11 protein-coding genes are annotated in these 13,022 nt (G+C 72.7%); all 11 read left to right on the top strand.

Translation table 11 applies throughout. From position 1 onward, the window contains the following. The first annotated feature begins 115 nt into the window (after positions 1-115). A complete protein-coding gene (locus C4U44_RS02285; RefSeq protein ID WP_235031744.1) occupies positions 116-1,603 on the top strand; it encodes a sensor histidine kinase in 1,488 nt (495 codons plus the stop codon). Positions 1,604-1,613: 10 nt separating this feature from the next. Next, a complete protein-coding gene (locus C4U44_RS02280; protein ID WP_103883840.1) occupies positions 1,614-2,330 on the top strand; it encodes a response regulator transcription factor in 717 nt (238 codons plus the stop codon). A gap of 245 nt (positions 2,331-2,575) precedes the next feature. Then, positions 2,576-4,066 (top strand): arabinofuranosidase catalytic domain-containing protein, encoded by a 1,491-nt coding sequence (locus C4U44_RS02275; RefSeq protein ID WP_235031743.1) that lies wholly within the window; start codon positions 2,576-2,578, stop codon positions 4,064-4,066. 96 nt (positions 4,067-4,162) lie between these two features. Continuing rightward, positions 4,163-4,534, top strand: a complete 372-nt coding sequence (locus C4U44_RS02270; protein ID WP_103883839.1) for a hypothetical protein — start codon at positions 4,163-4,165, stop codon at positions 4,532-4,534. A gap of 104 nt (positions 4,535-4,638) precedes the next feature. Next, complete coding sequence (locus tag C4U44_RS02265) at positions 4,639-5,271, top strand: DUF1707 SHOCT-like domain-containing protein (protein WP_103883838.1); 633 nt, start codon at positions 4,639-4,641, stop codon at positions 5,269-5,271. Positions 5,272-5,334: 63 nt separating this feature from the next. Further along, the gene (locus C4U44_RS02260) at positions 5,335-5,925 is read left to right on the top strand and encodes a 3'-5' exonuclease (protein WP_103883837.1); all 591 of its coding nucleotides are present in this window, start codon (positions 5,335-5,337) and stop codon (positions 5,923-5,925) included. A 44-nt stretch (positions 5,926-5,969) separates the two neighbouring features. Then, complete coding sequence (locus C4U44_RS02255; RefSeq protein WP_103883836.1) at positions 5,970-6,770, top strand: adenosylcobinamide-GDP ribazoletransferase; 801 nt, start codon at positions 5,970-5,972, stop codon at positions 6,768-6,770. Between the two features lie 159 nt (positions 6,771-6,929). Beyond that, on the top strand, positions 6,930-8,444 hold the full coding sequence (locus tag C4U44_RS02250) for a leucyl aminopeptidase (RefSeq protein WP_103883835.1): 1,515 nt from the start codon (positions 6,930-6,932) through the stop codon (positions 8,442-8,444). 417 nt (positions 8,445-8,861) lie between these two features. Next, a complete protein-coding gene (lpdA, locus tag C4U44_RS02245; protein WP_103883834.1) occupies positions 8,862-10,250 on the top strand; it encodes a dihydrolipoyl dehydrogenase in 1,389 nt (462 codons plus the stop codon). A gap of 51 nt (positions 10,251-10,301) precedes the next feature. Then, positions 10,302-12,083 (top strand): 2-oxoglutarate dehydrogenase, E2 component, dihydrolipoamide succinyltransferase, encoded by a 1,782-nt coding sequence (gene sucB / locus C4U44_RS02240; protein ID WP_103883833.1) that lies wholly within the window; start codon positions 10,302-10,304, stop codon positions 12,081-12,083. 161 nt (positions 12,084-12,244) lie between these two features. Beyond that, a complete protein-coding gene (locus C4U44_RS02235; RefSeq protein WP_103883832.1) occupies positions 12,245-12,883 on the top strand; it encodes a GntR family transcriptional regulator in 639 nt (212 codons plus the stop codon). The last annotated feature ends 139 nt before the right edge of the window (positions 12,884-13,022 follow it).

The raw sequence follows: 13,022 nt of genomic DNA, 5'->3' as shown, positions 1-13,022 counted from the left end.
TGGCGCCGGGGGCACCTCCCGGCGCCTCTGCACGGCCCGCTCACCCCGCCTGCCCGCCCGGGTGCCCCGTCCGCGGGGGTGGGGTCCGGCCCCGAATGTCGTTTACCGTTCTACCGTGCAGTACCCACCGGGAATCCTCGGGCCGTGGCAGTGGCTGCGGGCCCACCAGAGCACCGCCGACGCCGGGCTGGCGTCGGCCGTGTTCGTGCTGATCCTGCTGGGTACCGTGCTGGGCTCCGACACCTACCGGCTGACCGGGATGGACCTGGCCCTGACCGCCCTGGCGTGCGCGTCGCTGTCCGTGCGCCGCCGCATCCCGTGGGCGGTGCTCGCCTTCACCTGCGCGCTGTCCGCGGCGTTCATCGCGCTGCGCCCGGTCGACGGCCGCGTCCCGGTGATCCTGGCGGCCGCGATGGCCCTCTACACGGTCGCGGCCCGCACCGACCGGCACACCACCTGGCTGACCGGCCTGGCGGTCTGCGTCGGCCTCACCGCGCTCGCCATGTGCTTCGGCAAGGGCCCCTGGTACGGCCAGGCGAACTTCGCCGTCTTCGCCTGGACCGGGATGGCGGCCGCCGCCGGTGACGCGGTCCGCAGCCGCCGCGCCTACATCACCGCGATCGAGGAACGCGCCGAGCGGGCGGAGCGCAGCCGCGAGCAGGAGGCGAGGCGCCGCGTCGCCGAGGAGCGGATGCGGATCGCCCGCGAGCTGCACGACGTCGTCGCCCACCACATCGCGCTGGTCAACGTCCAGGCGGGAGTGGCCGCGCACGTCATGGACGCCCGCCCCGACCAGGCCAAGCAGGCCCTCGCGCACGTCCGCGAGGCGAGCCGGTCCGCGCTTGCCGAGCTGCGCACCACGGTCGGGCTGCTGCGGCAGTCCGGGGAGCCCGAGGCTCCGATGGAGCCCGCGCCCGGGCTGGCCGTGCTGGACCAGCTGCTGGACGGGTTCCGCCGGGCCGGGCTGCGGGTCACCGTCGAGTGCGACGGGGAGGGCTGCGGGTGCGACGAGGAGCACCCCGGCGGGCCCGCGCTGCCCGCCTCCGTGGACCTGACCGCGTACCGGGTGATCCAGGAGTCGCTGACCAACGTGCAGAAGCACGCCGGGCCGCAGGCGGACGCGGTGGTGCGGATCAGCCGGGCCGGCGGGGAGCTGCGGGTGGTGGTGGACGACGACGGGGCGGCGGGGTTCGCCGCGGAGGTGGGCCGCGTGCCCGAGGGGGCCGGCGTGGCCGGCAGGACCGACGGGGTCACGGCGCCGCTGTTCTCCCGGCCCGCGCCGGCGGCGTCCGAGGGATCGGCATCCAAGCGTCCGGCGCCGGAACGTACGGACCCGGCCGCCACGGCGGAGGAGCACCACAACCGGGCCACCGCCGAGCACGCGACCGGCGCGCGCGACGCCGACCCGGGCGTGCTCTCCGGCGAGCCGGCCGGCGCCGCGGCGGGGACCGGTGGCGGCCACGGCCTGCTCGGCATGCACGAACGCGCCTCCGCGCTCGGCGGTGTGTGCCGCACCGGCGCCCGCCCCGGCGGCGGCTTCCGTGTCTCGGTCCGCCTCCCGCTGCAGGTGCCCCCGCACGGCGCGGCCGCACCGTCCCCGTAACCTGGCCCGTATGGCGACGACCCCTGGCAACGGTGAGCTCTCCCCCGGCGGCGTCGTGAAGGTCCTGCTGGCCGACGACCAGGCGTTGTTGCGCGGGGCGTTGCGGGTCCTGGTGGAGTCCGAGCCGGACATGGCGGTGGTGGGCGAGGCGGCGGACGGCGCCGAGGCGGTCCGGCTGGCGCGGGAGCTGCGGCCGGACGTGGTGCTGATGGACATCCGGATGCCCGGGACGGACGGGATCGAGGCGACCCGGGAGATCGTCGCGGATCCCGGACTGGCCGGAACCGCCATCCTGGTGCTGACCACCTTCGAGGCGGACGAGTACGTGGTGCGGGCGATCCTCGCCGGGGCCTCCGGGTTCCTCGGGAAGGGCGCCGAGCCGGACGAACTGCTCTGCGCGATCAGGACCGTGGCGGGTGGCGAGGCGCTGCTGTCCCCCGCCGCCACCAAGAGCCTGATCTCGCGTTTCGTCGCCCAGCAGCACGGCGCCGACGACACCCCGCGCACCGTCCCAGGCGTGGACACCCTCACCACCCGCGAGCGCGAGGTGCTCGTCGAGGTCGCGGGCGGACTGTCCAACGACGCGATCGCCGCGCGCCTCGGGGTCAGCCCGCTCACCGTGAAGACGCACATCAACCACACGATGGCGAAGCTCGCGGCCCACGACCGCGCCCAACTCGTGGTGGCCGCCTACGAGTCCGGCCTGGTCCGTCCCCAACGGCCCTGAACCGTACGGGTTCCCACCCACCCCGGTGTGCGCGCCGCCGCCGCGCCATCTCGTCATGGGCGACAAAAAAACCACAGATTCGGACAGGTGAGCGCGCTCTCAGAAAAAAGAAAGCAACAAATATTGACGCGACCCACCATCACGCATACCTTCCCAGCGATACGCGGGATGGTCGAGCGGCGCGTGAACCCGGCCCTCCTGGCGTCATGTTGAAGCTCCCTCACCCCCCACCACAGGAGCGCACCATGGACACTGACACAGCCGTCGCCATGACACGGGGACCGGCGGACCGACTCCGCAGAGCCCTGCTGTCGGCCGTCGCGGCACTCGGGCTCGTACTGGGCGTCCTGCTCAGCCTGCCCAGCACCGAGGCGCACGCCGCGTCCTCGCTGCCGTGCGACATCTACGCCTCCGCGGGTACCCCGTGCGTGGCCGCGCACAGCACCACCCGCGCCCTCTTCGCCTCGTACAACGGCCCGCTGTACCAGGTGACACGGGCCTCGGACGGCGCCAAGTCCGACATCGGACTGCTCTCGCAGGGCGGTTACGCCAACGCCGCGGCGCAGGACTCCTTCTGCGCGAACACCACCTGCAGCATCAGTAAGGTGTACGACCAGACCTCGCGGCACAACGACCTGACCCCGGGTCCGGCCGGCACCGCCGGCGGCGTCGACCGCGGGGCCGACGCGGCCGAACTCTCGGTCACCGCCGGCGGCCACAAGGTGTACGGCATCTGGATCTCACCCGGCGTCGGCTACCGGTACGTCGGTGCGGCCTCCGGTGCGGCCGTCAACGGCCAGGCCGAGGGCGCGTACATGGTCGCCAGCGGTACGCACGTCGGTTCGGACTGCTGCTTCGACTACGGCAACGCGGAGTCCACGCCGTCCGACACGGGCAACGGCCACATGGACGCGGTGAGCATCGCGACCACGTGCTACTTCGCGCCGTGCACGGGTTCCGGTCCCTGGATCGAGGCCGACATGGAGAACGGCATGTTCCAGGGGAACAACGGTTCCAACACCGCGAACGCCGGGAACAGCAGCGCCTTCGTGACAGCCGTGCTGAAGAACAACGGGCAGACGACCTACGCCCTCAAGGGGGGCAACTCCCAATCCGGCGGCCTGTCGACCTGGTGGAACGGCTCACTACCCACACGGGGCGGCTACATGCCGATGCACCAGGAGGGCGGCATCATCCTGGGCACCGGCGGCGACAACAGCAACCGCAACCGGGGCACCTTCTTCGAGGGCGTGATGGTGTCCGGCTACCCGACCGACGCGGCCGAGAACGCCGTCCAGGCGAACGTCGTCTCCGTCGGCTACTCCGGTGAGACCAACGTCCCCAACGGCCCCCAGGGCACGATCACCGGTCCCGGCGGCCAGTGCGTGGACGTGGCGGCCGACGACACGGGTGGCGACGGCTCGGCCGTCCAGCTCTGGAACTGCCAGAACTACGCCGAGGACCAGTTCTGGACCCACCACACCAACGGTTCCCTCAGCACCATCGGCCGCTGCCTCGACATCAACGGCAACGGCACGGCCAACGGCACCGACGTCGAACTCTGGGACTGCAACGGCGTAGGCGGCCAGGTCTGGCAGCAGCAGTCCGACGGTTCCCTGCTCAACCCCCAGTCCGGCCGCTGCCTCGACTCCCCCAACGGCGCGACAGCGAACGGCACCCGCCTCCGCATCTGGGACTGCAACGGCTCCGCCGCCCAGAAGTTCACCCTTCACTAGCCCCCACCCCCACCAGGAAGGGGCGCGGAGCCTTCGGCCCCGCGCCCCGCTCCCTGCTGAATCGCGCTGACCTTTCGTCATCGATAGTCCGTTCGGGTGTGGCGTTCCCTCACCGTCCGCCCCCTCGTCCTCGGCCCCGCCAACGTCCCGATCATCACCGACCAGGAAGCGGCCACGCACGACATCCCGCTGGCCGTGTTCTCCGCGATCACTCACGGTAGCCACCCCCAGGCGGATACCGTGTTGAAAGCACTGCACTCCGCGCTCAAGACGGTCGACGAGCTCACCGCATCGATCTTCACGGAACTCACCGAACTCGGCCTGGGCACCAGCCCGGCGGCAACCATCTGGAGGGACCTCATGGCAGTCGACCTCACGTCCCTGGACCTGCTCACCACGTGGTTCCGGCGAGCCCTCAACGCAGAGTCTCCCGACGACGTCTTCACCGCGGCCGACGCGACCGGTTGAGTCCGGTCCCACTCGTCGGCCGCCCGCCGTGACGTGGGGGCGGCCGGCGTGTGGTGGGTGCATGGCTGTGCGGGTGGTGGGGGTGCTGTCATAAGGTGCCGGGCATGAGTCAGGAGCCGGTGCCGTGGGTGGGCAAGGATCAGCTGTCGCAGCGGGTTTCGCATGACGACCGGGAGCGGGTCGCGGAGGTGCTGCGGGTTGCCGCGGGGGACGGCCGGTTGAGCCTGGAGGAGCTGGAGGAACGGCTGGAGGGCTGCTTCGCGGCGCGGACGTACGGCGACCTGGCACCCCTGGTGGTGGATCTGCCCGGGCAGTTGGCGGCGGAGCCGGTCCGGGCGAAGGACGTCGTACGGGTGCGCCGGATCGGCGGGAACGTCCGGTACGAGGGCGCGTGGGTGGCGCCCCGCCGCCTGGAGGCGGAAGTGCGCGGCGGCAACGTGGTGCTGGACTTCACCGCCGCGGTCATGAGCGGGACGACGATCCACGTGGACGTGGAGATGCGCGGCGGCAACCTGCGGCTGGTCGTCCCGGACGGCTACGCCGTGGACACCGACGAGGTGAACATCCGCGGCGGCAACGTGGTCCACCGGGGCGCGAAGGACCGCCCGCAGGGCCTCCCGATCACCCATCGGGTCATCGTGACCGGCGAGATCACCGGCGGCAACGTGCATGTCCGCCCGCCGCGCTCCCCGCGCAAACCGGGCCGCCTGCGCCGGATGCTGCGCCGCGGCGCCTGACCGACGCCTCCCGCCCCGGAAATCCGGGTGCCGGCACCGGAAGCGCGCCCCTGACCTCGCCACATGGGATCCGACTCCGCCCTGCTGAACGTGATCGACGTCGAAGCCACCTGCTGGGAAGGGCAGCCGCCACCCGGCTCGGTGCACGAGATCATCGAGATCGGCCTCACCGTCGTGGACCTCACCGCGCGCCGCCGCGTGGCGCGGCACCGCATCCCCGTCCGCCCCGTCCGCTCGGCGGTCAGCGCGTTCTGCACCGCCCTGACCGGTCTGACGCAGGCCGAGGTCACGCGGGGCGTCCCGTTCGCGGAGGCGTGCCGGCTGCTGGTCGAGGAGCACGCCGCCAAGCAGCGCCCGTGGGCGAGTTGGGGCGCTTACGACCGCAAGCAGTTCGCCCGGCAGAGCGAGGCCGGCGGGCTGCCGTACCCGTTCGGCCACCCCACCGAAGGCCCCAACAGCACCCACACCAACGCCAAGGCGGTCTTCACGGCGGCCCACGGGCTCCGCCGGAGACCCGGCATGAGCGACGCCCTGCGGATCGCCGGGCTGCCGCTCGCAGGGCGCCCTCACAGCGGCGCGGACGACGCGCGGAACATCGCCGCACTCGTCCTGGACCTGGTCGACCGGGGGGCGTGGCCGGCCGCGGCCGGCTGAGTCCCGGCTCGGGCGGGACGGAAGCGGGGGGATAGCCTCGCGCGGTGGATGAGGGAACGGGTGGGGCGAGGGTGGGCGCGGGGGACGCGGTGCGGTTCGCGTTCGGGACGTTGAGCGTCGTGCCGGTGCGCGTGGAGCGGTGGGATCGCGCTGCCGCGGCCGGGGGGATGGCGGTGGCGCCCCTGGTCGGGGTGATCGTGGGGGCGGTAGCGGGCGGGGTCGGGGCGGGACTTCACGCGCTGGGAGCGAGTGCGCTGCTCGCGGCGGTCGCGGCGGTCGCGGTGCCGGCCGTACTCACCCGGGGGCTGCACCTGGACGGACTGGCCGACACCGCGGACGGGTTGGGCAGCGGGAAGCCGGCCGCACAGGCGCTGGACATCATGAAGCGCTCGGACATCGGGCCGTTCGGCGTGGTGACCCTGCTGCTCGTGCTTCTCGCGCAGGTCGCCGCGCTGACCGCATGCTACGGGCACGGGTGGGTCTACGCTCTCGCGTCGGCGGTGGCCGCGGCGGTGTCGGGGCGGGCCGTGATGACACTCGCGGCCCGGCGCGGTGTGCCGGCGGCCCGGCCGGGCGGGCTCGGTGCGGCCGTGGCCGGCGTCCTGGCTCCGCGGGTGGCGTGGGCGGTCGCCGCCGGATGCGCCGGGCTCGCCGCGGCCGCCGGCGTGGGTTTCCACGGTCTGACGTGGCTGCGCTTCCTCGTCGCCGCGGCCGCCGCGGTGGTCTGCGCCGAACTGCTGCTGCGCAGGTGCCGTACCCGCTTCGGCGGGGTGACGGGCGACGTGTTCGGGGCGCTGTGCGAGACCGCGGCCACCGCGGCCGTCGTCGTCCTGTCCCTGCGCTGACCGCCCCATCCCGCCGCCCCCGCACGGCCGTTGCACCCCTGGGGCGGACACGTCCGCCCGCCGGGCCCCTGAGCCACAACATGGCAGCGTAGGCTCCTTGGAGGGCCGCTCCGCCGGCGTGGTGGCCCGCACCCCTTCGACGTTAGGACCCCACCCACCGTGACTGCTCTGACACTAAGCGCCTCCTCCGCCGCAGCGTTGCGCGCGGATGCCGTCGTCGTAGGCGTGACCAAGGGCCCAAAAGGCCCGCGCCTGGCGCCGGGAGCGGACGCCGTGGACGACGCGTTCGGCGGCAAGCTGGCCGCCGTACTTGAGACCCTGGGCGCGACCGGCGCCGAGGGCGAGTCGACCAAGCTGCCCGCACCCGACGGCGTGAAGTCGGCCGTGGTGCTCGCGGTCGGCCTCGGCGAGACCCCCGAGGACGGCGCGGCGTACGACGCCGAGGCCCTGCGCAAGGCCGCGGGCGTCGCCGCCCGCACCCTCGCCGGCGCCAAGAAGGCCGTCTTCGCCCTGCCCGCGGCCACCCCCGCGGACGTGGAGGCCGTCGCGACCGGTGCGCTGCTGGGCGCGTACGCGTTCACCGCCTACCAGGCCGACGACAAGAAGGACGCGCGCAAGCCGCTCGCCGAGGTCGCCGTGGTCGGCGCGAAGTCGCGCGACAAGACGGTCAAGGCGGCGGCCGAGCGGGCCGTCGCGGTCACCGCGGAGGTCAACCGCGCCCGCGACCTGATCAACACCCCGCCGAACGACCTCACCCCGAAGGCGTTCGCCGCCGCCGCGCAGCAGGCCGGCAAGGAGTTCGGCCTGAAGGTCGAGGTGCTGGACGAGAAGGCGCTCGCCAAGGGCGGCTACGGCGGCATCCTCGGCGTCGGCCAGGGCTCGGCGACGCCGCCCCGGCTGGTCAAGGTCGCCTACACCCACCCCAAGGCGACCCGCACCCTGGCCTTCATCGGCAAGGGCATCACGTACGACTCGGGCGGCATCTCGCTGAAGCCCCCGGGGCACAACGAGACGATGAAGTGCGACATGAGCGGTGCCGCCGCCGTGTTCGGCGCCGTGATCGCGACCGCGAAGCTGGGCCTCGCGGTCAACGTCACCGGCTGGCTCGCGCTGGCCGAGAACATGCCCGGCGGCAACGCGATCCGTCCCGGCGACGTGCTCAAGATGTACAGCGGCAAGACCGTCGAGGTGCTGAACACCGACGCGGAGGGCCGCCTGGTGCTGGCCGACGCGCTGGCCCGCGCCTCCGAAGAGGCCCCGGACGCGATCGTGGACGTGGCGACGCTGACCGGGGCGATGGTGCTCGCGCTCGGCGACCAGCGGTTCGGCATCATGGCCAACGACGACGACTTCCGCTCCGCTGTGCACACCGTGGCGCTCGCGGAGGGCGAGGACTCCTGGCCGCTGCCGCTGCCGCAGCAGCTCCGCAAGACCTTCGACTCCTCGGTCGCGGACATCGCGAACATGGGCGTGCGGCCCGGCGGCGGCCTGATCGCCGGCCTGTTCCTCCGGGAGTTCGTCGGCGAGGGCATCACCTGGGCGCACCTGGACATCGCCGGCCCGGCCTTCTACGAGGGAGCCCCCTTCGGGTACACCCCCAAGGGCGGCACCGGCACGGCGGTCCGCACCCTGGTCGGCCTCGCCCGCGCCACCGCAGAGGGCACCCTCCTCTAGGCCCACCCGAAAGGACCTCGTAGCCGGCGAGCCAAAGGGCCCGCCGGTGTCGAAAGGGATTACACGCGGAGAGCGCCGAGGAACGAGGCGATCGAGCATGATCGACCTCCCCCAGACCTCGTCCGGGGGTGCCCCCACACCGGGTCGAAGGGCCCGGTGGGGGTCCCCCCGTCGGAGGCAGGGGGAGAGTCGGCGGCAAGAAAACGGGTGATCTGCGTCACGTACGGCCCTGGGCGATCTGCCCGGGGCCGTACCTGCTACGTCACACCGCGCGGCCCGATGCCTCACCGCCTGCCAACAAGTGCGAAGATGTGGATCGGCACGACAGGGCCCCCTTTGAGACAAAGCGGCCGAACCAAAGCCGCCGTCCGGTCTAGGTGGACCGGCTCCGGCGAACCCATGCATGGAGGACGTGACGTGGCGAACGACGCCAGCACTGTTTTCGACCTAGTGATCCTCGGCGGTGGCAGTGGCGGTTACGCGGCTGCCCTGCGTGCCGCACAGCTTGGACTCGACGTCGCCCTGATCGAGAAGAACAAGCTCGGGGGCACCTGTCTGCACCAGGGATGCATTCCCACCAAGGCACTGCTGCACGCCGGTGAGATCGCGGACCAGGCTCGCGAGAGCGAGCAGTTCGGTGTGCGGGCCACCTTCGAGGGCATCGACATCGCGGCCGTCCACAAGTACAAGGACGACGTGATCTCCGGCCTCTACAAGGGCCTGCAGAGCCTGGTGGCCTCGCGCAAGGTGACGTACATCGAGGGTGAGGGCCGGCTGTCCTCCCCCACTTCCATCGACGTGAACGGTCAGCGGATCGAGGGCCGGCACATCGTGCTGGCGACCGGGTCCGTACCCCGCTCGCTGCCGGGCCTGACCATCGACGGCAACCGGATCATCTCCTCCGACCACGCCCTGGTTCTGGACCGGGTGCCGCAGTCGGCGATCATCCTGGGCGGCGGCGTGATCGGCGTCGAGTTCGCCTCGGCGTGGAAGTCCTTCGGCACCGACGTGACGATCGTCGAGGGCCTGCCCCACCTGGTGCCGGTCGAGGACGAGAACAGCTCGAAGCTGCTCGAGCGGGCCTTCCGCAAGCGCGGCATCAAGTTCAACCTGGGCACCTTCTTCCAGGGCGCCGAGTACACCGACAACGGCGTCCGGGTCACCCTCGCCGACGGCAAGACCTTCGAGGCGGAGGTGCTGCTGGTCGCGATCGGCCGCGGCCCGGTCTCGCAGAACCTCGGCTACGAGGAGCAGGGCGTCGCCATGGACCGCGGCTACGTCCTGGTCGACGAGTACATGCGCACCAACGTGCCGACCATCTCCGCGGTGGGCGACCTGGTGCCGACCCTCCAACTCGCGCACGTCGGCTTCGCCGAGGGGATCCTGGTCGCCGAGCGGGTGGCCGGCCTCAAGCCGGTGCCGATCGACTACGACGGCGTGCCGCGCGTGACGTACTGCCACCCCGAGGTCGCCTCGATGGGCATCAGCGAGGCGAAGGCCAAGGAGGTGTACGGCGCGGACAAGGTCGTCACGCTCAAGTACAACCTGGCCGGGAACGGCAAGAGCAAGATCCTCAAGACCGCGGGCGAGGTCAAGCTCGTCCAGGTGCGGGACGGGGCCGTCGTCGGCGTCCACATGGTCGGTGACCGGATGGGCGAGCAGGTCGGCGAGGCGCAGCTCATCTACAACTGGGAGGCGCTGCCCTCCGAGGTCGCGCAGCTCATCCACGCCCACCCGACCCAGAGCGAGGCGCTCGGCGAGGCCCACATGGCCCTCGCCGGCAAGCCGTTGCACTCGCACGACTGATCCCTCGAACACGCCACCCATCCGCACAGATCGTTAGGAGCAACCGCAACCATGGCGGTTTCCGTAACCCTGCCGGCGCTCGGCGAGAGCGTGACCGAGGGCACCGTCACCCGCTGGCTGAAGGCCGAGGGCGAACGTGTCGAGGCCGACGAGCCGTTGCTCGAGGTCTCGACCGACAAGGTCGACACCGAGATCCCCTCCCCCGCCTCCGGCACTCTGGCGTCCATCAAGGTCGCCGAGGACGAGACGGTCGAGGTCGGCGCCGAGCTGGCCGTGATCGACGACGGTTCCGGCGCCCCGGCCGCGCCCGCCGCCCCGGCGGCCCAGCCGCAGTCCGCACCCGAGCCGGCGCCCGCGCCGGCCGCCGCCGCGCCCTCCACCGAGGCCGCGGCTCCCGCCCCCGCCCCGACCGCCCAGGCCGCCGCGGGTGGTTCCGGCGCGTCCGGCACCGATGTGGTGCTGCCCGCGCTGGGCGAGTCCGTGACCGAGGGCACCGTCACCCGCTGGCTGAAGTCGGTCGGCGACAGCGTGGAGGCCGACGAGCCGCTGCTCGAGGTGTCCACGGACAAGGTCGACACCGAGATCCCGTCGCCCGCGTCGGGCACCCTGCTGGAGATCCTGGTCCAGGAGGACGGTACGGCCGAGGTCGGCGCGAAGCTGGCGGTCATCGGCGCGGCCGGTGCCGCTCCGGCGGCGGCTCCCGCGCCTGCCGCGCCCGCCCCGGCCCCGGCGGCCCCGGCACCCGCCCCGGCGGCTCCGGCACCCGCTGCTCCGGCCCCGCAGGCCGCGGCTCCGGCTCCTGCTCCGGCCGCTCCGGCGCCCGCCCCGCAGGCACCGGCCCCGGCCCCGGCACCCGCCCCGGCCCCGGTCGCCCGGCCCGCCGCCCCGGCGGTCAACGGCTCCGGTGCCGCCGACGGCGCCTACGTCACCCCGCTGGTCCGCAAGCTCGCCGCCGAGAGCGGCGTGGACCTCGGCGCGGTGCAGGGCACCGGCGTCGGCGGCCGTATCCGCAAGCAGGACGTGCTCGCCGCCGCCGAGGCCGCCAAGGCCGCCGCAGCGGCCCCGGCCGCCGCTCCGGCGAAGGCCCCCGCCAAGGCCGTCGAGGTCTCGCCGCTGCGCGGCCAGACGGTCAAGATGACCCGGATGCGCAAGGTCATCGGCGAGAACATGATGCGGGCGCTGCACTCGCAGGCGCAGCTGACCACCGTGGTCGAGGTGGACGTCACCCGGATCATGCGGCTGCGCGGGCTGGCCAAGGAGTCGTTCGCGGCCCGCGAGGGCGTGAAGCTCTCGCCGATGCCGTTCTTCGTCAAGGCCGCCGCCCAGGCGCTCAAGGCCCACCCGGTGGTCAACGCCCGGATCAACGAGGACGAGGGCACGATCACCTACTTCGACACCGAGAACATCGGTATCGCGGTGGACTCCGAGAAGGGCCTGATGACCCCGGTCATCAAGGGCGCCGGCGACCTGAACATCGCCGGCATCGCCAAGAAGACCGCCGAACTGGCGGGCAACGTCCGGGCCAGCAGGATCACCCCGGACGACCTGGCGGGCGCGACCTTCACGATCAGCAACACCGGTTCGCGCGGTGCGCTGTTCGACACGGTCATCGTGCCGCCGGCCCAGGCCGCGATCCTCGGCATCGGGGCGACCGTCAAGCGCCCGGTGGTCGTGGAGACCGCCGAGGGCACGGTCATCGGCGTCCGGGACATGACCTACCTGGCGCTGTCCTACGACCACCGGCTGGTGGACGGTGCCGACGCGGCCCGTTACCTGACGGCGGTCAAGGAGATCCTGGAGGCGGGCGAGTTCGAGGTCGAGCTCGGCCTGTGACCTCCGCCGCCTGAGCACGGCAGCAAGCGGCGCCCCCGCCCCGTTCACCGGGTGCGGGGGCGCCGCCGTACCGAGCGCGTTCCGGGCGGGTCCCGGAGGGGGGCAGGGCCGCCTCCGCGTCGTATCGTCGTAGTCACGCAACAGTGAAGGAGCGCGCTCCCATGGTCCCAGCCGCCGCCCCTCATCTGGTCGTGCACAGCCTGCGCGAGCAGATCCGCGAGCACATCCTCGAGGGCATCGTCAGCGGCCGCTGGAAGCCGGGCGAGCGGATCGTGGAACGCCGGATCGCGGTCGAACTCCAGGTCAGCCAGACGCCGGTACGCGAGGCACTGCGCGAGCTGGAGACGCTGCGGCTGATCGAGTCCGCGCCGAACAAGGGCGTGCGGGTGCGCGGGCTGACGGCGGCGGACGTCAAGGAGAGCTATCCGGTGCGCGCCGGGCTCGAACAGGTCGCGGCCGAACTCGCCGCGGACACCCTCGCGGAGGACCCCGGTCCCCTGGAGCGCGAGGTGGCCGCCCTGCGCGCGGCCGACAGCGCCCTCGACGACGAGTCCCAGGTGCGGCACACGGTCGCCTTCCACCACGAACTCGTCCGGGCGGCGGGCAACGGCGTGCTGCTGCACGCGTGGGAGTCGCTCGGCATCGAGGTGTGGACCACGCTGTCCATGCGCTGGCTCAGCCCGGCCCCGCGGGCGTACGCCGACGAGCACCAGGACCTCGTCGACGCGTTCGTGCGGCGGGACGCGGCGATCAGCCAGCTGATCAAGGCCCACGTCCTGAGCTGCGCGCCGCAGGTGTGACGGGCGCTCGTCCCGTCTCCGAGGCGAATTCCAAGGCGAAGCCGCACTGTCACTGCGTGCCCCCAAGGCTGGCACGCCGTGCCGACTTCGAAAAAGGCGTCTCGGCCCATTGATCGATCATCGATCGCGGCGTACCGTC

Origin of the sequence: Actinacidiphila yanglinensis (genome assembly GCF_900107965.1) — a bacterium.
Classification (GTDB): Bacteria; Actinomycetota; Actinomycetes; order Streptomycetales; family Streptomycetaceae; genus Actinacidiphila; species Actinacidiphila yanglinensis.
Note: the sequence above shows the minus strand (reverse complement) of the source record. Positions and strands in the feature narration are given on the sequence as shown.

What these genes read in the sequence shown, in the direction of transcription:
- C4U44_RS02260 (WP_103883837.1), top strand. Translation starts at nt 5,335, where the DNA reads ATGGGATCCGACTCCGCCCTGCTGAACGTGATCGACGTCGAAGCCACC.
- C4U44_RS02275 (WP_235031743.1), top strand. Translation starts at nt 2,576, where the DNA reads ATGGACACTGACACAGCCGTCGCCATGACACGGGGACCGGCGGACCGA.
- C4U44_RS02280 (WP_103883840.1), top strand. Translation starts at nt 1,614, where the DNA reads ATGGCGACGACCCCTGGCAACGGTGAGCTCTCCCCCGGCGGCGTCGTG.
- C4U44_RS02265 (WP_103883838.1), top strand. Translation starts at nt 4,639, where the DNA reads ATGAGTCAGGAGCCGGTGCCGTGGGTGGGCAAGGATCAGCTGTCGCAG.
- C4U44_RS02235 (WP_103883832.1), top strand. Translation starts at nt 12,245, where the DNA reads ATGGTCCCAGCCGCCGCCCCTCATCTGGTCGTGCACAGCCTGCGCGAG.
- sucB (WP_103883833.1), top strand. Translation starts at nt 10,302, where the DNA reads ATGGCGGTTTCCGTAACCCTGCCGGCGCTCGGCGAGAGCGTGACCGAG.